The sequence below is a fragment of the Streptomyces chengmaiensis genome, from assembly GCF_029846775.1.
Taxonomy (GTDB): Bacteria; Actinomycetota; Actinomycetes; order Streptomycetales; family Streptomycetaceae; genus Streptomyces; species Streptomyces chengmaiensis.
The window spans coordinates 103,896-127,131 of sequence record NZ_JARWBG010000014.1 but is presented as its reverse complement, the minus strand read 5'-3'; the positions used below and the strand labels follow the sequence as shown (position 1 = coordinate 127,131).

The window sequence follows — 23,236 nt, the reverse complement described above, 5'->3', positions numbered from 1 at the left end:
CGGGTGCATGCTGGAAGAGGAGATGCGGATGCCATGCGCACGGGAAGTGAACCGATTACCGCACGCAGTCCCCTGCGGATGCGATTCTGGCTGAGCGTATGGGGCCTGATCTGGGCTGTCGGCGGCACGACGGCCTTCGCCCTCGCCGGACGCACGGGCTGGGCGGCGTTCTGCGGGGCGCTGGCGCTCATCGTCGCCGTCGACATGATCATGATCGTGCGTCATATCCGCCAGGGCCCGCACTTCCAGCCGGGCCGGGACGTCCCGCCGTACGAGCCGGATCACGGCGGCACGGGCGGGTACCGGCCGCCGCCGCGGAAACCGGACGAGGGAGGAGGCGGGCTCGACGGCCTGCGGCGGCCCGGGGACTCTGACACCTCCCAGGGGCCCGGCGGCGGCCCGGAGCGAGGACCGTGACCCGGACCCGCGAGCGGACCAGTGCCTCGGTCTTGGATCTCCCGGTCCTAGCCCCCGTCCCCGGAGCGGTCGTCCCCGGAGCGGTCGGCGCGGCTGTCGGCGCGGCTGTCGGGGTCAAAGCGCGCCGCCTTCAGATACTCCGGCTTCGGGTCGAGCGCCGCGGCCAGCCGGAAGTGGCGCTGGGCAGGTCCGGGGCGACCGGCGCGCTCGAAGGTGCGGGCCAGGGCGAAGTGCGCGAAGGCGTTGTCCGGTTCGCGCTCCAGGACAAGCTCGAACTCCAGCTCGGCGGAGCGGAGTTGGGCCGCGGCGAAGAACGCTCGGGCACGCAGCAGCCGTGCGGCCGTGTTCTCGGGGTGGACGGCGATCACCGAGTCCAGTAGCTTCACGGCCCCACGCGGGTCCCTCGCGTCGAGCAACTGCTCGGCCGCGCGGAAGTCGATGACGTGCGTCTCCGGGTTGCTCTTGGGCACAGCTGCTTCCTTCCCCTTGTCGCCCCGTTCCAACACCGGGACGGACAGGGCTATTCCGGAGCGGGCCGGCCACCCGGGGCGGCCGCGCGGGCTGCGAGTACGGCCCACACCTCGCGGACCTGAGGCTCCAACTCCTCAAGCGGCCCGTCGTTGTCGATGACGAGATCGGCGACGGCCAGCCGCTGTTCCCGTGTGGCTTGTGCCTTCATGCGCGCGCGAGCCTCGGACTGGGACATTCCGCGCAGCCGTACGAGGCGGTCGAGCTGTGTCTCGGGCGAGGCGTCCACCACGACCACGACGTCATAGAGCGACTCGAGACCGTTCTCGGCGAGCAGCGGCACATCGTGGACGACGACCGCGTCGGGTGCAGCCGTGTTCTCCAGTTCCTTCGAACGGGCGCCGACCAGGGGGTGGACGATGCCGTTGAGCACACTGAGGCGCTCGGGGTCGGAAAAGACAATCGAACCGAGCCTGGGCCGGTCCAGCGCCCCCTCCGGGGTCAGCACCTCGGGCCCGAAGGCCTCGACGACGGCTTCGAGCCCGGGCGTCCCGGGCTCGACGACCTCACGGGCGATCTTGTCTGCGTCGATCAGCACGGCCCCGTACGAGACGAGCAGCCGTGACACCTCACTCTTGCCGGCTCCGATTCCACCGGTCAGCCCCACCGTCAGCATGGTCGGCAGCCTACGTGTTCGCTGCCGCGTGGTTCCCGTCGGGCAGGCCGCACCCGGTGATCTGCTCGCCCCCCGCGAGCCGCACCCGAGGGCCACGCGGTCCACGCACACCACGCGGACCACGCGGACCACGCGGACCACGCGGACCACGCGGACCACGCAGGCTGAGGGTCAGGCGTCTCCCTCGCGCTCTGCCAGGAACCGCTCGAACTCCCTGCCGATCTCGTCCGCGGACGGCAGATCCACCGGCTCCGCCACCAGGCTGCCCCGGGTCTCCGCCCCCGCCATCGCGTCGTACTGGTGCTCAAGCCCTCGTACGAGTGCGACCAGTTCCTCGTCGCCCTCTCCGATCTGCCGCTCGATCTCGGTCTGGGTGCGGTGCGCCTCGGTGCGCAGCGAATGCGCGACCCCCGGCAGCACCAGGCCCGTGGCGGCGGTGATCGCCTCAAGGGCGGTAAGCGCGGCGTCCGGATAGGAGGAGCGCGCCACATAGTGCGGCACATGGGCGGCGACGCCCAGGACCTCATGGCCCGCTTCCATCAGCCGGTACTCGACCAGGGCCTCCGCACTGCCGGGGACCTGCGCCTCGTCGAACGGGCTGCGGTGGCCCGGCATCAGATCCGTGCGGTTGCCGTGCGGGGTGAGGCCGACGGGCCGGGTGTGCGGGACGCCCATCGGAATGCCGTGGAAGTTGACCGAGAGCCGGACCCCGAGGCGCTTGACGATCTGCGCCACGGCGGCGGCGAAGCGCTCCCACTCCACATCCGGCTCGGGCCCGGACAGCAGCAGGAACGGCGCGCCCGTGGTGTCCTGGACCAGCCGGACCTCGATGGCCGGGACCTCGTATCCGCTCCAGCGGTCGCGCCGGAAGGTCAGCAGCGGGCGGCGCGCCCGGTAGTCCACCAGCCTGTCGTGGTCGAAACGGGCCACGACTTGGTGCGGCAGCGTGCCCAGCAGGTTCTCGACGATCTGCTCACCGGTCTCCCCCGCATCGATGTATCCGTCGAAGTGGTACAGCATGACCAAGCCGGCGGACTCCTGCGCGAGCGCCATGTCGACGACCGCGAGGCCCTTCGGCTCCCATTCGTACAAACCCTGCGGATCAAGCACGATTACCGCTCCTCCTCGTATTCGTAGGGAAGAACGCGCGGTGTGACGGGGGCATTCCCGGCGGCACCTACGCCGCGCTCATTTTCGATCAAGAAGAATACGGGTGGATGCGGCCGAACACCGGCTGATTCGGGTGAATGCGGGCATGTGTAAGGCCCGCTCCCCGTGGGGGAGCGGGCCTTACAGTCAGACCTTCAGCGGGTCACCCGCCGGGGCAGAGCGTCAGCTCTGGCCGCCGGCCAGCTTCTCACGCAGGGCGGCCAGGGCCTCGTCCGACGCCAGGGCGCCGGAGTTGTCGTCCGACTCCGAGGAGTAGGAGCCGCCGGAGGCAGCCGGAGCGCCGCCGGCCTGGGTGGCGGCACCCTCGGCGGCAGCGGCCTCGTCGGCCTCGCGGGACTTGATGACCTGGGCCTGGTGCTGCTCGAAGCGCTGGTGGGCCTCCGCGTACTGGGCCTCCCACTCCTCGCGCTGCTTCTCGTAGCCCGGCAGCCAGTCGTTGGTCTCCGGGTCGAAGCCCTCGGGGTAGATGTAGTTGCCCTGGTCGTCGTAGGACGCGGCCATGCCGTACAGGGTCGGGTCGAACTCGACCGAGGCCGGGTCGGCGCCGAAGGACTCGTTGGCCTGCTTGAGGGACAGCGAGATCCGGCGACGCTCCAGGTCGATGTCGATGACCTTGACGAAGATCTCGTCGTTGACCTGGACGACCTGCTCCGGGATCTCCACGTGGCGCTCGGCCAGCTCGGAGATGTGGACCAGACCCTCGATGCCCTCGTCGACACGGACGAACGCACCGAACGGAACCAGCTTGGTGACCTTGCCCGGGACGACCTGACCGATCTGGTGGGTGCGGGCGAACTGCTGCCACGGGTCTTCCTGGGTCGCCTTCAGCGACAGGGAGACGCGCTCGCGGTCCATGTCGACGTCGAGGACCTCGACGGTGACCTCCTGGCCGACCTCGACGACCTCGGACGGGTGGTCGATGTGCTTCCAGGACAGCTCGGAGACGTGGACCAGACCGTCGACGCCGCCGAGGTCCACGAAGGCGCCGAAGTTGACGATCGAGGAGACGACGCCGGAGCGGACCTGACCCTTCTGCAGGGTGGTGAGGAACGTCTGGCGGACCTCGGACTGGGTCTGCTCCAGCCAGGCACGGCGGGACAGGACCACGTTGTTGCGGTTCTTGTCCAGCTCGATGATCTTGGCCTCGAGCTCCTTGCCGACGTACGGCTGGAGGTCGCGGACGCGGCGCATCTCGACGAGGGAGGCCGGCAGGAAGCCGCGGAGGCCGATGTCGAGGATGAGACCACCCTTGACGACCTCGATGACGGTACCGGTGACGATGCCGTCCTCTTCCTTGATCTTCTCGATGGTGCCCCAGGCGCGCTCGTACTGGGCGCGCTTCTTCGAGAGGATCAGGCGGCCTTCCTTGTCCTCCTTCTGGAGAACCAGGGCCTCGATCTCGTCGCCGACCTTGACGACCTCGTTCGGGTCGACGTCGTGCTTGATCGAGAGCTCGCGGCTCGGGATGACACCTTCGGTCTTGTAACCGATGTCGAGCAGGACCTCGTCCCGGTCGACCTTCACGATGACGCCGTCGACGATGTCGCCGTCGTTGAAGTACTTGATCGTCTCGTCGATCGCGGCGAGGAAGGCTTCCTCGTTACCGATGTCGTTGACCGCTACCTGCGGGGTGGTGGCGGTGGTCTCGGTGCTGCTCGTCATGTGGGAAAGGGCTCCGGTACGGACATTGAAGTCGTAGGTACTGCTACGCCGAGAGCCCGTATCGCAGCTGCAGAAGCCGGACAGCCTAGGAAGCGCCACCCCAGCCTTCTGGCGGCGCCTCGTGAACCGAGGGGACATACATACAGATGCGAGCGCGGCCTGCTCCGTCTGAGGCGCGCAGGCCCGCAGCGCAACTTGTAGCATACGGGGGCAGCCGGACACGGTCAATGCACGAAGGCGCACACCGAGGGCGGAATGCCGCAAACCCGGCACAACTTGTGTTTGCCGAGGCCACTATGGCGGACCGACTGCACCGCTGAGGGCTGCCGGCGCGCCGAACGCAAAGTACAACGACGGTGACGATGATCCAAGATTTCGAGCCAGAAGCGACGCGCCGTAGCGCGGGGGACGCGGAGAGCAGTCGGGCCAGCAGGGGCTGGTGGGACCGCAACGCGGACGAGTACCAGACCGAGCACGGTGCGTTCCTGGGGGACGACCGTTTCGTCTGGGGGCCGGAGGGGCTGGACGAGGCGGAGGCTGGGCTGCTGGGGCCGGCGTCCTTGCTCAAGGGGGCGGACGTCCTCGAGATCGGCGCGGGCGCGGCGCAGTGCTCACGCTGGCTGGCGGCCCAGGGGGCGCGCCCCGTGGCACTCGACCTCTCCCACCGGCAGCTCCAGCATGCGCTGCGCATCGGCGGCGGCATCCCCCTGGTCGAGGCGGACGCGGGATCCCTCCCGTTCAGGGACGAGTCCTTCGACCTCGCCTGCTCCGCGTATGGGGCGGTGCCCTTCGTGGCGGACCCCGTGAAGGTGTTCCGGGAGGTCCGGCGCGTGCTGCGGCCCGGGGGACGGTGGGTCTTCTCCGTGACCCACCCGCTCCGCTGGGCGTTCCCCGACGAGCCGGGGCCCGAGGGGCTGAGCGTGTCGGCCTCGTACTTCGACCGCACCCCCTATGTGGAGCAGGACGAGCGGGGACGTGCCGTGTATGTGGAGCACCACCGGACGATCGGCGACCGGGTACGGGACGTGGTGGCCGGCGGCTTCCGGCTGATCGATCTGGTCGAGCCGGAATGGCCCGCCTGGAACAGCCAGGAGTGGGGCGGCTGGTCCCCGCTGCGCGGAAACCTGATCCCCGGGACGGCCGTTTTCGTCTGCGTACGGGACGAGTGACGTGGGACGAGTGGGCGCGATACGCCAGGGGGCGCTGGACCGGCTTCCCGTGCGCACTGCCCTGCCCGCCCTGGAGCAGGCGCTGGACGAGCACGGGGCGGCGGTGCTGTGCGCACCTCCCGGGACCGGCAAGACGACGCTCGTGCCCCTGGCCCTGGCCGAGCGTGGAGCCCGTGTGCTGGTCGCGGAGCCACGGCGCATCGCGGCGCGCGCCGCGGCCCGGCGGATGGCCTGGCTGCTCGGTGAGAAACCCGGTGGGACGGTCGGTTTCACGGTCCGCGGGGAGCGGGCCGTGTCGAACCGCACCGTGGTCGAGGTGGTCACCACCGGTGTGCTGGTGCAGCGGCTGCAGCGGGACCAGGAGCTTGCCGGGGTCGACGTGGTGATCCTGGACGAGTGCCATGAGCGCCACCTGGACGCGGATACGGCGGCGGCGTTCGTTCTGGACGTGCGGGCCGCACTGCGGCCCGAGCTGAAGCTGGTGGCGGCGTCGGCGACCACGGACGCGGCGGGGTGGGCGCGCCTGCTGGGCGGTGCGCCCGTGGTCGAGGCGGAGGGGGCGTTGCACCCCGTGGAGGAGGTGTGGGCGCCGCCTGCGCGCCCGGTTCGGCCGCCGCACGGGATGCGGGTGGACCCGGTGCTGCTGGCGCATACGGCGTCCACGGTGCGCAGGGCGCTGCGCGAGCGCGACGGCGACGTGCTCTGCTTTCTCCCCGGGGTGGGCGAGATCGCCCGCGTGGCCGGGCGGCTGGCCGATGTGGACGCGGAGGTCCTCCAGGTCCACGGACGCGCTCCGGCCGCCGTGCAGGACGCCGTGCTGTCGGGCTCCGGGGCGCGTCGCCGGGTGGTGCTGGCCACCTCGGTCGCCGAGTCGTCGCTCACCGTGCCGGGAGTGCGGGTGGTGGTCGACGCCGGTCTGGCGCGTGAGCCCCGGATGGATCACGCTCGTGGGCTGAGCGCGCTGACGACGGTGCGGGTGTCACGGGCGGCGGCCCGCCAGCGCGCCGGCCGCGCGGGCCGCGAGGGCCCGGGCGCCGTGTACCGCTGCTGGTCCCAGGCGGAGGACGCCCGGCTGACCGCGTTCCCCTCGCCCGAGATCAAGGTGGCCGATCTGACGGCCTTCGCGCTCCAGGCGGCCTGCTGGGGCGATGCGTCGGCGGCGGGGCTCGCGCTCCTCGACGCGCCGCCTCCGGGGGCGCTGGCGGCCGCGCGTTCCGTGCTGGCGGCGATCGGCGCGGTCGACGCCGCAGGCCGCGTGACCGAACGCGGCATCCGCATGTCCCGGCTGGGTGTCCACCCCCGGCTGGCCCGCGCCCTTCTGGACGGCGCCCCCGAGGTGGGCGTCCGCCGCGCGGCGGAGGTGATCGCCCTGTTGAGCGAGGAGCCTCCGCGGGAGTACGGCGACGACCTGTCCTCCGCCTGGCGAGCCGCCCGGCGCGGCGGCGACGCCTACGCGACCCGCTGGCGAACGGAGGCGGCCCGCCTGGCGGCAGGCCTGTCCCCGGCACGTCCGGGCTCGGCAGGCAGCGCACCCCAGGACTCCACTGAGCAGCGCCCACACCCCGCCGCGGGCGCGCCCCACGACAGCGGGCTGCGACTGCCGGACGGTGCGGGGAGCGGCGCACGCCGCGGGGCGAAGCTGCCGCGTTCGGGGGGCGGGGCGTCAGCGCCGGATCAGCCGTCCCCTGAGAGGGGGTCCGGGGGCGGAGCCCCCGGTTTCGGGAAGGGGCGGGGCGGGGGAAACGCCCTTCCCCCGCACACCGACGACGCCGTCGCCGGACTCGTCACCGCCCTCGCCTTCCCCGAGCGCGTCGCCGGGGCCCGCGGCCGGGGGGCATTCCTCATGGCCTCGGGCACGGCCGCGGAGACCGCGGACGGGTCGGGGCTGCGGGACGCCGGATGGCTGGCAGTCGCCGTGGCGGACCGCTCGGGGGCGGCCGCCTCCGCACGCGTGCGGCTCGCGGCCGTGATCGACGAGGACACGGCGCGGACGGCCGCAGCGCATCTGCTGACCGAGGGCGAGGAAGTGCACTGGCAGGACGGGGACGTCGTGGCCCGGGACGTACGGCGACTGGGGGCCGTCGAGTTGTCGGCGCGCGGTCTGCGCGATCCGGACCCCGCCCGCGTACGCGACGCGCTGCTCGACGGGCTGCGCCGCGAAGGCCCCGGCCTGCTGCGCTGGACGCGGGAGGGGCAGGCCCTGCGCGAGCGGCTGGCGTTCCTGCACCGCGCGGTGGGCGGGCCGTGGCCCGATGTGGGGGACGAGGCGCTGCTGGACCGCGCCGGGGACTGGCTGGAGCCGGAGTTGTCCCGCGCCCGCCGCAGGGCGGACCTCGGGCGGCTCGACGCGGCGCAGGCGTTGACCCGGCTGCTGCCGTGGGCGACGGGCGACGCGGTGCGGCTGGACGAGCTCGCGCCGGAGCGGATCGAGGTGCCCAGCGGTTCCCGGATCAGGGTGGAGTACGGCGGGGAGCAGCCGGTGCTGGCGGTGAAGCTCCAGGAGATGTTCGGGCTCGCCGAGACGCCGTTGGTCGCGGGTGTGCCGGTGCTGGTGCATCTGCTGTCTCCCGCAGGACGCCCCGCCGCGGTCACCGCGGACCTGGGGTCCTTCTGGAAGGACGGCTACCGGGCGGTGCGGGCGGAACTGCGCGGCCGGTATCCCAGGCACCCGTGGCCCGAGGACCCTTCGACGGCGGCGCCGACGCGCCATACGAAGGCCCGTCAGGCCCGCGCCCCCGGCGTCACGCGCTGACGCGGCGGCTGCGCGCCTCCAGGACCAGCGCCAGGGCCAGCAGCGCTCCCCCGAACGCCAGGAAGCCCCTCGGCAGATGGGACGTCATCAGCAGCACCAGCCGCCGCTGGGAGGTGACCAGTTCGACGGTGTGGTCCACATAGTCGGGGCGTACCTTCACATGGCCCGCGAAGGCGGTCACCTTGTCCCGGCCGCCCAGCAGGGTGCCGCCGCGGAGTTCTTCTCTGTGGATCTCCTCGCCGTTGACGGGCGCCCCGGTGACGGGTTCCACCCAGAACATCCGCTTGGTGGTGTACCAGCGGGTCGTTCCGGTCTGCTGCTCCAGGGTCGTGGCGTCGATCCCCGGGATGGGCATCTTCTTCGGATACCGGACTTTCGTCCAGGGGACGGTCTGTTCGAAGTAGTAGACCTCAAGCCCCCGGAACGTTTGAGTCCCCTTGTAGTGGATGGGCGCGGAGGTCCGGGTCTGGGCGTCAAAGTACTCGTAGTCGCGCTTCTCGGTGAGGAACGGCCATTTGAACTCGATGCCGTCGCGCCGTACGGCCTCCCCGTCCACCGACTCTCCCGTGGCATGGACGGGCGCCTGGCTGTGGGCGTCGAAGACATAGCGCTCCGGGATCTGGGAGACCATCGCGCCGTCGGGGCCCTCGACATAGGAGAGGCAGTCCCAGACGACGACGTCCCGGCCGGCGCCGCGCTCGATCCGCTCCGACTCCTCCACGTTCCCCTTGAGGGTCTGCACGATGGTGACCTTCTCCACCTCCTCGGCGCGCAGGGTGCCGTAGTCCAGCAGGGTTGCGGGCTTGGCTTCGAGGACCATCTCCTGGTACTGGCCTGGCGGGATCTTCACCAGCCGCGGAAAGGCGTACCAGCGCAGCAGGGGCGAGAGCGCGGCGAAGAAGACCGCGAGGGCAAGGAGTACGAGGCTCGCTCGACGGCGCACGACCTTGCCCTCCGCTACTTCCTGGGACCGGGAACGGTGGTCAGCAGCGGCTTGGGCGAGGTCTCGCCCGGGGGCTGGCCGATCGCCGACACGGTGAGGACGAGGGCGAGGGCGGCGACCAGTCCCACGGCTGCGGCGGCGAGGGCGCGCATGCTCGGCCTCCCGTGGGGCTCGGGACGCAGCTGACCTGATGCCGCGTCAGGTCGGAGCACCGTAGCAATGACGCTCTGAGATGAGAACACCCCTCCGTCCTGCGGGACGGAGGGGCGGGGGCGGTTGCCCGTGGGATCAAGCGGCGTCGCCGTCCGCCGGCGACGCCACGACCTTCAGTTCGATGGTCACGGTCGCGCCCCCTTCAGCGGTCAGGCGCAGCAGGAACGTGCCCGTGGTGTCGTCCGCGAAGATCTCCGGGAGTGCGAGGAGGCCGTCGGCGTCGGTGGTCAACTCCGTGAGCGTACGGACGGGCTTGCCCTCCGCGTCCTTGAAGTACGGCCCCTTCTCACTGTCGGCCGGCTGGTCGGCGCTCTCGTCACCCGGGGTTTCGGACGGCTCACGGGCCTGGTCGTCGGCCTGGGCGCCGGCCTCGCCCTCGGTGGGCTCGTCCGGCGACTCGCCCTCGGCGGGCTCCGCCTCGACGGGTGCGAGGATGGCGGCCTTGACCGCCACGCCTGCCGCGATCTCGCCCTCAAGGGTGGCCCTGACCTCGATGCGGTCTGCGAACTCGCCCCCTGGGGCGGCCGTGAGCGGCGTGTCGCCGGTGCGGGCGAGGGCGTCGGCGGCGCGGGGCGTCACGGTGGCGGTGAAGTCGGCGAAGACCGCGGTCTTGTTCGCCGCGACCGCCCGTACGGTGAACACGCCGGTCTGCTCACCGGCCTCGATCACGGGTGCGACGGCCGTGCCGTCGGCACGGGTCTCGACGGTGACCTCGCTCTCGCCGTCGGCGAAGCGGGCGTCGACGTCGCCGACGATCTCGAACCGCACGGGACAGCCCGCCACGGTCATGCCGTCGGCGTCCTTCACCCTCACCGTCGGCCGCGCGGCGAAGGCGCGCCCGGCCATGGCCGTGAGTTCGCCGGTGCCCGCGTCCTCGATCCGGGCGACCGGCGCCGGTGTCGGGGTCGGCGTCGGCGTCGGCGTCGGCTTGGGTGTGGGCTGCACCTCGGGGGCGACGGGCGGAGTGGGCTTGGGGGTCGGCGTGGGGGTCGGCGTGGGGGTCGGCTTCGGATCCGGGGTGGGCTTGGGACCGGGGGTGCCGCCGGACTCCGAGGGGGCCGGCTCGGGCTCGGGCTTGGGCTTGGACGGCGCGGTCGGCTTGGGGATGGGGGTGGTGAGGGGCGTCGGCGGGACGACGGGGCCGCTGTCGGGCTTGTCCTCGACGGGCAGCACGCCCGTGCCGTCGGGGACCTCGTGCGTGCCGCGCTTGTAGTACTCGAACCAGGACAGCACCGTGCGCAGGTACGCCCGCGAGTGGTTGTAGCCGAGGATGGCCTTCTCGAGGTCTTCCCCGCCGGACAGGTCCCGCTCACCCGCGCACAGGTAGCGGCCGGCGGCGAGCGCGGCGTCGTAGATGTTGTTGGGGTCCTTGCGCCCGTCGCCGTTGGCGTCCTGGCCCCATGTCTCCCACGTGGACGGGATGAACTGCATCGGCCCGACGGCTCGGTCGTGGGTGGTGTCGCCGTCGTACGCGCCGTTGTCCGTGTCGGAGATGTTGGCGAAGCCGACGCCGTTGAGCACGGGGCCGAGGATCGGGGTGAAGGTGGTGCCTTCGGCGTCCACCTTGCCGCCGCGCGCCTGCCCCGACTCCACCTTGCCGATGGCGGCGAGAAGCTGCCAGGGCACGTGGCAGCCGGGGTCCGAGGCCGCGATGGTCTGCTCGGCCTGCTTGTACGCGGCGAGGACGGTCGCCGGTATACCCGCTTCCGTCTCCCCCGCAGCGGGGCGGCCATGGGACGGATCGACCGGTTTGCCCGAAGTGTTCAGCGGCGGCAGGTCCGTGTAGTACGGGGAGTTGCCGGAGACCGGTGTACCGGGCGGCAGGTCGGCGTCGGCCGCCTCCTGGCTGCCGCCCGACGGAGCCGGCGTCACCGAGGGGGCCTGCGAAGCGGAGAGTGCCGCCACGGCAGCCGCTGCCACGGCGGTCGTGGTCGCCCCCTTGCGCATACGGCGGCCGAACAGCGGTGCCATCACGTCGATTCCCTCCCCGTCGGCGCGTATCGCGCTCCCCACCGCGAGATCTCCCGCGACCCTACGACAACTCACACCACGACACATCGGCTCCTGACCGGTTTTCACCAATTCGCCATCTGCGACTTCCCCTCATCCCGGGGATGGAACCTGATGCATGCTGAGCGCCGTTGCGCGTCGCTGATCATAACGGTCGATTCCGCAAGCCCCCGGGGAGCCCCGGCCATGTCCTTCACGGTCAGCCCTGCCCCCGCGGCGCCGCCGCATGCACCGCGGCGGCCCCCGCCCGGATCTCTCCCTTCAGGAGGCCGGCTGACGACCGGCCTCCTGGCGTATCGGCCGCTTCCCTCGGTCAGTGAGCCGCGGACTCCCAGTCCGTGCCGACGCCGACCGACACGTCCAGCGGTGCGCGCAGCGAGACGGCCGAGGACATCTCCCTGCGGACCAGGGCCTCGACCTGTTCACGCTCGCCCGGGGAGATCTCCAGCACGATTTCATCGTGGACCTGCAGCAGCAGCCGGGAGTGGAGCCGCGCCTCGCGCAGTGCGTCGTCCACCCTCAGCATCGCCATTTTGACGATGTCCGCAGCCGTGCCCTGGATCGGGGCGTTGAGCGCCATCCGCTCGGCGGCCTCGCGGCGCTGCCGGTTGTCGCTGTTGAGGTCCGGGAGATAGCGGCGGCGGCCCAGCATGGTCGCCGTGTAGCCGGTGGACCTCGCCTCGTCCACGACGCGCCGCAGATAGTCGCGGACCCCGCCGAAGCGCTCGAAGTAGGTGTCCATGAGCACCCGGGCCTCGGCCGGCTCGATGTTCAGCTGCTGGGACAGCCCGAACGCCGACAGACCGTAGGCCAGTCCGTACGACATCGCCTTGATCTTGCGGCGCATCTCCGCGTCGACCGCGGACCGCTCGACGCCGAAGACCTGGGAGGCGACGGTGGTGTGCAGGTCCTCCCCGGAGGTGAACGCCTCGATCAGACCCTCGTCCTCCGACAGATGGGCCATCACCCGCAGCTCGATCTGGCTGTAGTCGGCGGTCATCAGGGATTCGAAGCCCTCGCCGACGACGAAGCCCCGGCGGATGGCGCGGCCCTCGTCCGTCCGCACCGGCACATTCTGCAGATTCGGATCGGTCGAGGACAGCCGGCCCGTCGCCGCGACGGTCTGGCTGAAGGTGGTGTGGATCCGGCCGTCCGGGGCGATCGTCTTGATCAGGCCCTCGACGGTGGAGCGCAGCCGAGCCTGTTCACGGTGGCGCAGCATGATCACCGGCAGCTCGTGCTCGGTCTGCGCGGCCAGCCAGGCCAGCGCGTCCGCGTCCGTCGTGTAGCCGGTCTTGGTCTTCTTCGTCTTGGGGAGGTTCAACTCGCCGAAGAACACCTCCTGGAGCTGCTTGGGCGAGCCGAGGTTGAACTCGTGGCCCACCGATGCGTGCGCCTCCTTCACCGCCTGCTGCACGGCGCCGGCGAACTGCTGCTCCATCGCCTCGAGATGGGCGCGGTCCGCGGGAATGCCGTGCCGCTCCATCCGGGCCAGCAGAGCGGACACGGGAAGCTCCACGTCGTGCAGCAGCTCGGCCGCGCCGACATCCTTGAGCCTCCCGCCGAACGCCTCGCCCAGATCGAGCACGGCCCGGGCCTGCGCCATCAGGGCATCGGCCTCGGCCTGCTCGTCGGCGCCGAAGGCCAGCTGGCCCTCGGCTGCGGCCGGGGCGAGCTCGCGGTGGAGGTACTCCACGGACAGCGCGTCCAGCGCGAAGGAACGCCGCCCCGGCTTGACCAGATAGGCGGCCAGAGCGGTGTCCATGGCGATACCCGCGATGTCCCAGCCGTGCTCGGGGAAGACCCGCAGGGCCTCCTTGGCATTGTGCAGGACCTTGGGGCGGGCCGGGTCGGCGAGCCAGGCGGCGAAGACCCGCTCGTCGGCCTCGTCGAGCTGGGTGGTGTCGAACCACGCCGCCTTGCCGTCTGCCGCCGCCAGGGCGATCTCACTGACGCTGCCGACCCCCAGGGCCCAGGTGGAGACCGTGGCCACGCCGAGCGGCCGGCCGCCGTGCTGCTCCAGCCAGGAGACCAGCTCGCCCGCGCCCAGAACGCTGCCGTCGATCTCGACGCCGGCCTCCGGGGCGGGCGGCTCGGCCTCCTCCGCGCCCGGGTCGACGGCGAGCAGCCGCTCGCGCAGGCTCGGATTGCGGATCTCGAGGACCTCCAGGAAGCCCTTCAGCGCCGTCCTGTCGTACGGTGCGCGCTCCAGGTCGGCGACGGCCTTGGGCAGCTCCACGTCGCGCACCAGCTCCGTGAGGTGGCGGTTGAGCTTGACGGCCTCCAGGTGGTCGCGCAGCGCCTGGCCGACCTTGCCCTTGACCTCGTCGGCGCGCTCGACCAGCTCTGCGAACGAACCGAACTGGTTGATCCACTTGGTGGCGGTCTTCTCGCCGACCCCCGGAATGCCGGGCAGGTTGTCGGACGGGTCGCCGCGCAGGGCGGCGAAGTCCGGGTACTGCGAGGGGGTCAGCCCGTACTTCTCCTCGACCTTCTCCGGGGTGAAGCGGGTCAGCTCGGAGACGCCCTTGGTGGGGTACAGCACGGTCACATGGTCGGAGACCAGCTGGAAGGAGTCCCGGTCGCCGGTGACGATCAGGACCTCGAAGCCGGCGGCCTCCGCCTGGGTGGCGAGGGTGGCGATCACGTCGTCCGCCTCGAAGCCGTCCACCGCGAACCGCACCGCGTTCATGGTGTCCAGCAGCTCGCCGATCAGCTCGACCTGGCCCTTGAACTCGTCGGGGGTCGAGGAGCGGTTCGCCTTGTACTCCGGGAAGTCCTGCGAGCGCCAGGTCTTGCGGGACACGTCGAAGGCCACGGCGAAATGCGTGGGCGCTTCGTCGCGCAGGGTGTTCGCCAGCATCGACGCGAAGCCGTAGATGGCGTTGGTCGTCTGGCCGCTCGCGGTGGTGAAGTTCTCCGCGGGCAGCGCGAAGAACGCCCGGTACGCCAGGGAGTGCCCGTCCATGAGGAGCAGGCGCGGACGGTTGTCGTCAGGGGTCTTCTTCGATGCTGTCTCAGCCACGTCCCCGATCCTGCCACGGACCACTGACAATCCCGCCCGCGGCAGCCGGGCCGCCGCCGCTGTCGGCAGTGCGTGACAGGATCGTATGTACAACACTCACCGGCCTCACACACCGGCGCCGCGAAGCGACACCGCGCACCGGCGTCTTTTCCGCGCTCAGAGGGGAGCACGATGGCCAGCAAGCCGCCCCAAGGCGACCCGGTCCAGGACGCGCCGCAGGTCAGTGCACCTCAGCACGCCGCCGCCGGGCTGCCCGCGATCGGGCACACGCTCAGGGCCGCCCAGCGGCAGATGGGGGTGCGCCGCACCGCCCGGACGCTGCTCAAGGTCAACCAGAAGGACGGCTTCGACTGTCCGGGCTGCGCCTGGCCGGAGGGCGACAAGCGCCATGTGGCGGAGTTCTGCGAGAACGGTGCGAAGGCGGTCGCCGAGGAGGCGACCCTGCGCCGGGTGACGCCGGCGTTCTTCGCGGCCCACCCGCCGGCCGACCTGGCGTCCCGCAGCGGGTACTGGCTGGGGCAGCAGGGCCGGATCACCCAGCCCATGCTCCTGGACAAGGGCGATGCCGCGGCCGGAGAGGCCCGGTACGAGCCGGTGAGCTGGGAGCGCGCCTTCGGGATCATCGCCGAGGAACTCCGGGCGCTGGACTCCCCCGACGAGGCGGTCTTCTACACCTCGGGCCGTACCAGCAACGAGGCGGCGTTCCTGCTCCAGCTCTTCGCGCGGGAGTTCGGCACCAACAACCTCCCCGACTGCTCCAACATGTGTCACGAGTCGTCCGGCTCCGCGCTGACCCAGACGCTCGGCGTCGGCAAGGGCAGCGTCTCTCTGGAGGATCTGCACCAGGCCGATCTGATCATCGTCGCCGGCCAGAATCCGGGCACGAACCACCCGCGGATGCTGTCCGCCCTGGAACGGGCCAAGGCCGCGGGCGCAAAGATCGTTTCAGTGAATCCGCTGCCCGAGGCGGGTCTGGAGCGGTTCAAGAACCCGCAGACCGCGCGCGGTCTGGTGAAGGGCGCCGCGCTCAACGACCTCTTCCTGCAGATCCGCATCGGGGGCGACCAGGCCCTGTTCCGGATGCTGAACAAGCTTGTCCTCGAAACGCCGGGGGCCGTCGACGAGGCCTTCGTACAGGAGCACACTCACGGCTTCGAGGCGTTTGCGGCGGCCGCAGGGGCCGCGGACTGGGCCGAGACCCTCGCCGCGACCGGCCTGGACCGCTCCGGGATCGAGCGGGCGCTGGAGATGATCCTCGCGTCACGGCGGACCGTGGTCTGCTGGGCGATGGGGCTGACGCAGCACAAGCACGCGGTGGCGACCATCCGCGAAGTGGTCAACCTGCTGCTGCTGCGCGGGGCGATCGGGCGCCCCGGAGCGGGAGTCTGCCCGGTCCGCGGACACTCGAACGTGCAGGGCGACCGCACCATGGGCATCTTCGAGCGGCCCGCCCCGGCGTTCCTGGACGCCCTGGAGAAGGAGTTCGGCTTCGCTCCGCCCCGGCATCACGGCCTCGACGTCGTACGGTCCATCCGGGCCCTGCGCGACGGCGAGGCGAAGGTGTTCTTCGCGATGGGCGGCAACTTCGTCGCGGCCACCCCGGACACCGAGGTCACCGAGGCCGCGATGCGCCGGGCCCGGCTGACCGTCCAGGTGTCGACCAAACTGAACCGCTCGCATGCCGTCACCGGGGCACGGGCGCTGATCCTGCCGACGCTGGGGCGAACCGACAAGGACGTGCAGGCGGCCGGGCGGCAGTTCGTGACGGTCGAGGACTCGATGGGGATGGTGCACGCCTCCCGGGGCAATCTCACCCCCGCGAGCCCGCATCTGCTCTCCGAGCCGGCCATCGTCGCCAGGATGGCGCGCGCCGTGCTCGGCGAGTCCTCGGCCACCCCGTGGGAGGAGTTCGAGAACGACTACGCCGTGATCCGGGACCGGATCTCCCGGGTCGTGCCCGGCTTCGAGGACTTCAACGCCAGGATCGCCCGCCCCGGGGGCTTCACCCTCCCCCATGCGCCGCGCGACGAGCGGCGCTTCCCCACGACGACCGGCAAGGCCAACTTCACGGCCGCGCCCGTCGAGTGTCCGCAGGTGCCCGAGGGACGGCTGCTGCTCCAGACGCTGCGCTCGCACGACCAGTACAACACCACGGTCTACGGCCTGGACGACCGCTACCGGGGCATCAGAAGCGGCCGCAGGGTCGTCCTGGTCCACCCTGAGGACGCGCGTGAGAGAGGGCTGGCCGACGGAGCGTACGCCGACCTGGTCAGCGAGTGGCGCGACGGCACGGAGCGGCGCGCTCCGGGCTTCCGGGTGGTGCACTACCCGACGGCGCGCGGCTGCGCCGCCGCGTACTATCCGGAGACGAATGTGCTGGTGCCCCTGGACTCCACGGCGGACACCAGCAACACCCCCGCCAGCAAGTCCGTGGTGATCCGTCTGGAACAATCAGCCTCCGCCTAAGCGACTGCTCAGGCGCAGGCACGTCACTGGCATTTTCCTTCTGGACGGTACGACGATCGGAGCCGGACCCCATGGGCGAGCAGACCACCGTGAAGTTCCCGCAAGAGGTCATCGACGAGTACGCCGCGCTGGGCATCGACCTGCCCTCGCTGTTCTCCGCCGGGACGCTCGGCACGCGCATGGGCGTCCAGATCCTCGAGGCCTCCGCCGAGCGGGTCGTCGGCACGATGCCCGTCGAGGGCAACACCCAGCCGTACGGTCTGCTGCACGGCGGCGCGTCGGCCGTCCTCGCCGAGACGCTGGGCTCCGTGGGCTCGATGCTCCACGGCGGCAGCTCCAGGATCGCCGTGGGCGTCGACCTCAACTGCACACATCACCGCGGTGTGCGCTCCGGCCAGGTCACCGGTGTGGCCACGCCCGTTCACCGCGGGCGCTCGACCGCCACGTACGAGATCGTCATCACCGACGACGAGGACAAGCGGGTCTGCACGGCCCGGCTGACATGTCTGCTCCGGGACGCGCCGCAGGGGCCGGCGAGGGCCTGAGGGCAGCGGAGGGCGCACCACGCGGTCGCGCCGATCGGACCGCGAGCAGTTCACACGGACGCTCGGCCGGGACTTCCCAGCCGAGCGTTTTCCATGGGCCGTGGCGGAGACCGGCACCCGCGAATCATCGACGACATCGTCGGGCTGCCCGCCGGCCGGCGTCCGCACCGCGTCACCGTCCACCCGGTCGACGACGGTTCCGGAGAGGTCTCGAACGTCGCCTACCGCATCCGGCGGGAGTTCCTCACCCGCGTCGGACTCGCCGATCTGCTCACAGTGCACCCCGGGAACAACTGACGCACACCCATCTGACGCACACGCGGACTTATTGCCGAAACTGCAAGTTTCCTTGCGGTGGGAGAGGCGCCGGGCGATGGTGCCCGCATGGCTCGGATCGCGATCGCCCCCCGGTGACGCCGGCGCCGGGCCACCCGCTTCAAGCCGTGACCTCCAGAAGGGGCAGCAGATCCATGACCGACAGCCATGCCGACCTCGACCGGACCGCCGACGAGGCCGCACACTTCTGGGAGGACGTCTACGCCCGCCGGGGAGACCGAGTCTGGTCGGGCCGCCCCAATCCGATCCTGGCCGAGACCGCACGGACCATGCCGCCCGGCACCGCACTCGACCTGGGCTGCGGCGAGGGCGGGGACTCCGTGTGGCTCGCCGCCCAGGGCTGGCAGGTCACCGCCGTCGACATCTCCACGACCGCCCTGTCCCGAGCCACCGCGCACGCGGCCGCCGCCGGGAGCGCCGTCGCGCGGCGGCTGACCGTCGAGCGGCACGATCTCGCCCGCACCTTCCCCGCCGGCGCGTTCGACCTCGTCAATGCGCAGTACATGCAGACTCCGTTCGCCCTGCCGCGGGCCCGCGTCTTCCGCCAGGCCGCGCATGCACTGGTCCCCGGCGGACTCCTCCTCATCGTCGACCACGGATCCGTGCGGCCCTGGGCCTGGGACCCCGACCCGAACACGCACTTCCCCACCCCGGAGGAGATCTTCGAAGCGCTCGACCTCGACTGCGCCGTCTGGCGACCCGAACGCCTCGACACCCCCAGGCGCGAGGCCACAGGCCCCGACGGGCAGACCGCCACCGTCACCGACACGGTCATCGCGGTTCGACGGCTGGCAGCCTGACCCGGCGGACACTTGCCACGGCAGCCGGATGCCCCTCCGTACGAGTGCGGAGGGGCATCCGACGTCCGTGCAGTGTGCGGTTCTCGCGGGGTGGGTCAGCCCGCACCCTCGCCGAGGTAGGCGGCGCGGATGCGGCTGTCGGCGAGCAGTTCGCCGGCCACGCCGGACATCGCCACCGAACCGGTCTCCAGCACATAGCCGCGGTCGGCGAGAGCAAGCGCCTGGGTGGCGTTCTGCTCGACCAGCAGAACCGTCGTGCCCTGCTCGTTGATCTCCTGAACGATCTCGAAGATCTGCTGCACGATCAGCGGGGCGAGACCCATCGACGGCTCGTCGAGCAACAGCAGTTCCGGCCTGCCCATCAGCGCCCGGCCGATGGCCAGCATCTGCTGTTCACCGCCCGAGAGTGTTCCCGCGAGCTGCGAGCGCCGCTCGGCCAGCCGGGGGAAGAGGGTGAACACCCGGTCGACGTCGGCTGAATCCACCGCGCTGAACTTGTACGCACCCATCTCCAGGTTCTCGCGCACCGACATCGTCGCGAACACCCGTCGGCCTTCCGGCACATGCCCGATCCCAAAGCGCACCAGCTCATGCGACTTGATGCCGTCGATGCGCTCACCGCGCAGCAGGACCTGGCCGTGGCGCGGCTGCAGCATGCCGGAGACCGTGCGGAGCGTCGTGGTCTTGCCCGCGCCGTTGCCGCCGAGCAGTGCCACGATCTCGCCCTTGGCCACGGTCAGATCGATGCCCTTCAGCGCCTCGATGGCGCCGTAGAACACCCGCATGCCCTTCAGTTCGAGCAGGGTCTCGCCCGGCTCCGGGGCTCCGGCCGCGTCGGAGTCCTTGCGCAGCTGTGTCGTCGCGCTCACTCGCCGCTCTCCTTGCTGTCGCGCACCGCGTCACGCGCGGCGTCGCCCTTCGTCCCCTCGCCGGTCTCGGCGTCGGTCGACTCGGCGGCGTCGGGACCCGGGCCGTCCGGCACTGAGTCGGCCGCCGCCGCTGTGTCCCCGTCGCCGGATCCGTCCGGCTCCGGAGCAGGCTCGGCCGTGTCCTCGGAGTCCGGCTCCGTGACCGGGTCCCGCCCCGAGGCCGGTTCCTGATCCTGACCCGCGGCCGGGTCCGGGTCCGGGTCCGCAGCAGGTTCCTGATCCCGGTCGTCACCCGAGGCCGCGTCCGGGTCCGAGTCCGGGTCCACGGCAGCGGCCGGGCCCGGGGCCGCGTCCGAGGTCGGGTCCGGGTCGGCGTCCGAAGCCGGGTCCGGGTCCGGGTCCGCGGCAGCGGCCGGGTCCGGAGAGGCATCGGCACCGCGGGGCTCGCCCGCATCCGGAGCCGCCACCGCGTCCTGCGCATGGTCGTGTTCGGCGATCGCGCTGCGCACCGCCTCCGCGTCCTCCGCCGACGCCCCCAGATACGCCTCGATCACAGCGGGATGCTGCTGGACCTCGCTCGGCGTCCCCTCGGCGATCTTCTTGCCAAAGTTCAGCACCATCACCCGGTGCGCCACCGACATCACCAGTCGCATGTCGTGCTCGATGAGCAGCACGCTGACGCCCAGTTCATCGTTGATGCGGCGGATCAGCTGCTCAAGTTCCAGCTTCTCCGTCGGGTTGGTGCCGGCGGCCGGCTCGTCGAGCAGCAGCACCTGAGGATCGGTGGCCAGCGCCCGTGCGATCTCCAGACTGCGCTGGTCGCCGTAGCTGAGGCTGCCCGCGATCTCGTTGAGCTTGTCCTCCAGGCCGACGAACTTCAGCAGCCTGTGGGCCTGCTCGTCGCTCGCCCGCTCCGCGCGGCGCGCCTTCGGCAGCCCCAGCATGATCGATACCGGACCGGCCTTCTGCCGGGTCTCCGCCGCGATCTTGACATTCTCCAGCGCGGTCAGCGCGGAGAAGAGCCGGATGTTCTGGAACGTACGCGCCAGACCGAGCCGGTTCACGAGGTGCGGCTTGCTGCCCAGCAGGGACTTCTCCCCACCCTCTCTGGGCAGGAAGACGATCCGGCCCTCCTGCGGGGTGTACGCGCCGGTGAGGGAGTTGAACAGCGATGTCTTTCCGGCCCCGTTGGGGCCGATCACCGCGAGGATCTCCCCGCGGCGCATCGACAGGTTCACCGCGTCCAGACAGGTCAGGCCGCCGAACCTCAGCGTCACATCGGTGGCCCGCAGCACCAGTTCTGCGCCGTTCGCCGCGGGCTCTGCGGCCGCGGTCGCGTCGGTCGTCACTTCGGCAGTCATCACGCCTTGCCTCCCGCCGGCTCGGACATGGCGTCTGCGTCGCCGACGCCCTCCCCCGCCATCGTCAGCTCTCGCTGCCTGCGGCGGGAAGGCCAGATGCCCTGGGGCCGGTAAATCATCATGATCACAAGCAGCGCGCCCAGGTACATATACCGGTCGGCCGGGTCCACATAGTCCTTGAGCGCCTCCGGCAGCCACACCAGCAGGGCCGCGCCCATCAGCACGCCCGGGATCGACCCCATGCCGCCGAAGATCACATAGGCGAGGATCAGGATCGACTGGAGCAGCGGGAAGACCTCGGGGTTGATGTACCCGTACTTGCTGGTGAAGATCACGCCCGCGACGCCGGAGGTGGAGGCTCCGATGGCAAAGGCCATCAGCTTGAACTTCACGGTGTCCACGCCGTTGGCGGCGGCGGCGATCTCGTCTTCCCGGATCGCGGTCCAGGCCCGGCCGACCCGCGAGTGCTCAAGGCGGGAGAACAGCACGATCACCAGGACGATGAAGAAGACCAGCAGATACCAGTACGGCAGCGGGTCGATCGACCACTCGTACTCGATCCCGCCGAAGCTGAACGAGAAATCCGGGATGAGCCGGGCGCCCTGGGGGCCGCCGGTCAGTCCGTCCGCGTTCTTGGCGACCAGATAGATGATCTCGTGGAAGCCGAGGGTGACGATCGCCAGATAGTCGCCGCGCAGCCGCAGCGTCGGCGCGCCCAGCAGCACTCCGGTGATCAGGCAGGTCACCACCGCGATCGGGATCACCCAGAAGTTGTTCAGCACGACCGGGGGCTCGACCGGCAGCCGGCCCGTCCAGTACGCCGTCGAGTACGCGCCGACGGCGAAGAAGGCGAAGAAGCCGAGGTCCAGCAGACCCGCCCAGCCGATCACCACATTGAGGCCGATGGCCAGCAGCGCGAAGATCGCGATCTGGTCCACCAGCACCGTCTGCCAGGTGCGGGCGAGGGTCGACGGGAGCCACAGCGCAAGCACCAGACCGCCGACGATCAGACCCCAGCGCAGCCGGGCATCGGCCCGCAGCCGGTCCTGCACCGTCCCCGCCGGGCCGCTCACACTCGACTTCACCGCGGCCACGCTGCTCTTGATCGGCTCGGCCGCGAACTCCCGCAGCGCCCAGATGCCGATGGTGACGGCCAGGCAGATCCACAGGTTGAGGCCGGTCAGGGAGCCTTTGACCGAGAAGAAGATGTCCCGTGTCGTGCCCTGTTCCCCGGTCACCAGGGCGAGCAGCACGCCGAGCGCCACCATCGCCCACAGCCGGGTGAACCGCGGCTGCTGATACCAGGCCGTACGACGCAGCCTGCTCGCTGCGGAGGCGATGTTCTCGCCCGCGTCCTTGCCCGTGTCCTTGGAGGACTCCACCACGCTCATGCCGCCCTCCCCACTCGCTCACCGAGGATGCCCATCGGACGGAACATCAGCACCAGAATCAGGACCACCATTGCGGAAACGCTTCGCCACTCGTCGCCGAGCAGCGGCACCGTCATCGTCTCGACGATGCCGATCAGAATGCCGCCGGCCATCGCGCCGCGGATGTTGCCGATGCCGCCGACCACGGCCGCGGCGAAGGCGGTGATGCCGGGAATGAAGCCCATCGTGTACGACGCCTGGTTGAGGTTGGCGAACAGGAAGCCCGCCACTCCGCCCATGACGCCGCCGATGACGAACGTCCGGGAGATCACCCTGTCGATGTCCACGCCCATCAGGCTGGCCACCTCGGCGTCCTGGGCCACCGCACGGATGCCCTTGCCGAGCTTCGTACGGTTCACCAGCAGGTCGAGGCAGATCATCATCACCACGGCCGTGGCGAACTGCAGCAGCTGAGTGACGTTCACACCCGCGCCGAAGATCGTGAGCACGTTGTGGTTGTCGTACATCTCGGGCAGCGTCATCGGGTCGCGGCCGAACAGCTTCCCCGCGAGGTTGTAGAGGAAGAACGAGGCGCCGATCGCGGTGATCAGGAAGATCAGCCGTGGCGCGCCGCGTCTGCGCAGCGGCCGGTACGCGACCTTCTCCAGGCCGTAGGCCGTCACTCCGCCGAACAGCGCCGAGCCGGCCATCGCCAGTGCGACGTATCCGATCGACGCGAGAGCCGAGGGGTTGTCCGCCGGGCTGACGAGCTGGAGGACGATGAGACTGCCGTAGGCGCCCAGCATGAACACCTCGCTGTGCGCGAAGTTGAGGAGCTGGAGAACGCCGTAGACAAGGGTGTAGCCGATGGCGATGACGGCGTACAGAGAGCCGAGCATCACCCCCAGGACGAGATAGTCCCAGAATTCCTGAAGGGACATGGAACAGACTTCCTTGTGGGAGCAGGGCGAGTCGCAGGTGCTC

General features: G+C 70.9%; 18 protein-coding genes and 1 pseudogene. 7 read left to right on the top strand and 12 right to left on the bottom strand.

The features are described 5' to 3' along the window. Positions 1 to 33: 33 nt before the first annotated feature. A pseudogene (locus QCN29_RS14670) lies at positions 34 to 297 on the top strand (DUF6343 family protein); the annotation flags it as partial. Positions 298 to 464: 167 nt separating this feature from the next. Here QCN29_RS14670 and QCN29_RS14665 read toward each other — a convergent pair. The 4 genes from QCN29_RS14665 to rpsA form a co-directional block, all read right to left on the bottom strand. After that, complete coding sequence (locus QCN29_RS14665; RefSeq protein ID WP_279928389.1) at positions 465 to 887, bottom strand: tetratricopeptide repeat protein; 423 nt, start codon at positions 885 to 887, stop codon at positions 465 to 467. Between the two features lie 50 nt (positions 888 to 937). Then, on the bottom strand, positions 938 to 1,561 hold the full coding sequence (gene coaE, locus QCN29_RS14660; RefSeq protein WP_279928387.1) for a dephospho-CoA kinase: 624 nt from the start codon (positions 1,559 to 1,561) through the stop codon (positions 938 to 940). Between the two features lie 171 nt (positions 1,562 to 1,732). Next, complete coding sequence (locus tag QCN29_RS14655; protein ID WP_279928386.1) at positions 1,733 to 2,671, bottom strand: PAC2 family protein; 939 nt, start codon at positions 2,669 to 2,671, stop codon at positions 1,733 to 1,735. 222 nt (positions 2,672 to 2,893) lie between these two features. Further along, positions 2,894 to 4,393 (bottom strand): 30S ribosomal protein S1, encoded by a 1,500-nt coding sequence (rpsA, locus tag QCN29_RS14650; protein ID WP_279928384.1) that lies wholly within the window; start codon positions 4,391 to 4,393, stop codon positions 2,894 to 2,896. A 362-nt stretch (positions 4,394 to 4,755) separates the two neighbouring features. Between rpsA and QCN29_RS14645 the strand changes: the two genes are divergently transcribed. Together QCN29_RS14645 and QCN29_RS14640 are read left to right on the top strand one after the other, a co-directional pair. Then, positions 4,756 to 5,562: a class I SAM-dependent methyltransferase gene (locus QCN29_RS14645; RefSeq protein WP_279928423.1), complete on the top strand. Its 807-nt coding sequence runs from the start codon at positions 4,756 to 4,758 to the stop codon at positions 5,560 to 5,562. A gap of 1 nt (position 5,563) precedes the next feature. After that, positions 5,564 to 8,314, top strand: coding sequence for an ATP-dependent RNA helicase (locus QCN29_RS14640; protein ID WP_279928381.1), 2,751 nt, complete (start codon positions 5,564 to 5,566; stop codon positions 8,312 to 8,314). Here QCN29_RS14640 and QCN29_RS14635 read toward each other — a convergent pair. The 4 genes from QCN29_RS14635 to polA form a co-directional block, all read right to left on the bottom strand. Next, entirely contained in the window at positions 8,304 to 9,257 is a 954-nt protein-coding gene (locus QCN29_RS14635) for a DUF3068 domain-containing protein (RefSeq protein WP_279928379.1), read from the bottom strand. The genes QCN29_RS14640 and QCN29_RS14635 overlap by 11 nt on opposite strands. A 14-nt stretch (positions 9,258 to 9,271) precedes the next feature. Then, positions 9,272 to 9,409 (bottom strand): SPW_0924 family protein, encoded by a 138-nt coding sequence (locus tag QCN29_RS14630; protein ID WP_240139091.1) that lies wholly within the window; start codon positions 9,407 to 9,409, stop codon positions 9,272 to 9,274. A gap of 136 nt (positions 9,410 to 9,545) precedes the next feature. After that, on the bottom strand, positions 9,546 to 11,441 hold the full coding sequence (locus tag QCN29_RS14625; RefSeq protein ID WP_279928422.1) for a lytic transglycosylase domain-containing protein: 1,896 nt from the start codon (positions 11,439 to 11,441) through the stop codon (positions 9,546 to 9,548). Between the two features lie 352 nt (positions 11,442 to 11,793). Continuing rightward, positions 11,794 to 14,505 carry a DNA polymerase I gene (polA, locus tag QCN29_RS14620; protein ID WP_279928377.1) on the bottom strand — a complete coding sequence of 904 codons (2,712 nt, stop codon included), beginning with the start codon at positions 14,503 to 14,505 and terminating at the stop codon, positions 11,794 to 11,796. 171 nt (positions 14,506 to 14,676) lie between these two features. Between polA and QCN29_RS14615 the strand changes: the two genes are divergently transcribed. From QCN29_RS14615 to QCN29_RS14600, 4 genes are all read left to right on the top strand, one after another. Continuing rightward, positions 14,677 to 16,971: an FdhF/YdeP family oxidoreductase gene (locus QCN29_RS14615; RefSeq protein WP_279928376.1), complete on the top strand. Its 2,295-nt coding sequence runs from the start codon at positions 14,677 to 14,679 to the stop codon at positions 16,969 to 16,971. A gap of 71 nt (positions 16,972 to 17,042) precedes the next feature. Continuing rightward, positions 17,043 to 17,516 carry a PaaI family thioesterase gene (locus QCN29_RS14610; protein ID WP_279928374.1) on the top strand — a complete coding sequence of 158 codons (474 nt, stop codon included), beginning with the start codon at positions 17,043 to 17,045 and terminating at the stop codon, positions 17,514 to 17,516. Between the two features lie 93 nt (positions 17,517 to 17,609). Further along, entirely contained in the window at positions 17,610 to 17,813 is a 204-nt protein-coding gene (locus QCN29_RS14605; RefSeq protein ID WP_279928372.1) for a hypothetical protein, read from the top strand. Positions 17,814 to 17,986: 173 nt separating this feature from the next. Beyond that, the gene (locus QCN29_RS14600) at positions 17,987 to 18,652 is read left to right on the top strand and encodes a class I SAM-dependent methyltransferase (protein ID WP_279928370.1); all 666 of its coding nucleotides are present in this window, start codon (positions 17,987 to 17,989) and stop codon (positions 18,650 to 18,652) included. A gap of 95 nt (positions 18,653 to 18,747) precedes the next feature. Here QCN29_RS14600 and QCN29_RS14595 read toward each other — a convergent pair whose 3' ends face one another. The 4 genes from QCN29_RS14595 to QCN29_RS14580 form a co-directional block, all read right to left on the bottom strand. Further along, entirely contained in the window at positions 18,748 to 19,437 is a 690-nt protein-coding gene (locus QCN29_RS14595; protein ID WP_279928421.1) for an ABC transporter ATP-binding protein, read from the bottom strand. Positions 19,438 to 19,517: 80 nt separating this feature from the next. Beyond that, on the bottom strand, positions 19,518 to 20,882 hold the full coding sequence (locus QCN29_RS14590; RefSeq protein WP_279928369.1) for an ABC transporter ATP-binding protein: 1,365 nt from the start codon (positions 20,880 to 20,882) through the stop codon (positions 19,518 to 19,520). Continuing rightward, entirely contained in the window at positions 20,882 to 22,273 is a 1,392-nt protein-coding gene (locus tag QCN29_RS14585; RefSeq protein ID WP_279928368.1) for a branched-chain amino acid ABC transporter permease, read from the bottom strand. The genes QCN29_RS14590 and QCN29_RS14585 overlap by 1 nt, the downstream gene beginning before the upstream one ends. Continuing rightward, positions 22,270 to 23,193 (bottom strand): branched-chain amino acid ABC transporter permease, encoded by a 924-nt coding sequence (locus tag QCN29_RS14580; RefSeq protein ID WP_279928367.1) that lies wholly within the window; start codon positions 23,191 to 23,193, stop codon positions 22,270 to 22,272. Before QCN29_RS14580 ends, QCN29_RS14585 begins: the two co-directional genes overlap by 4 nt. Between the last annotated feature and the right edge of the window lie 43 nt (positions 23,194 to 23,236).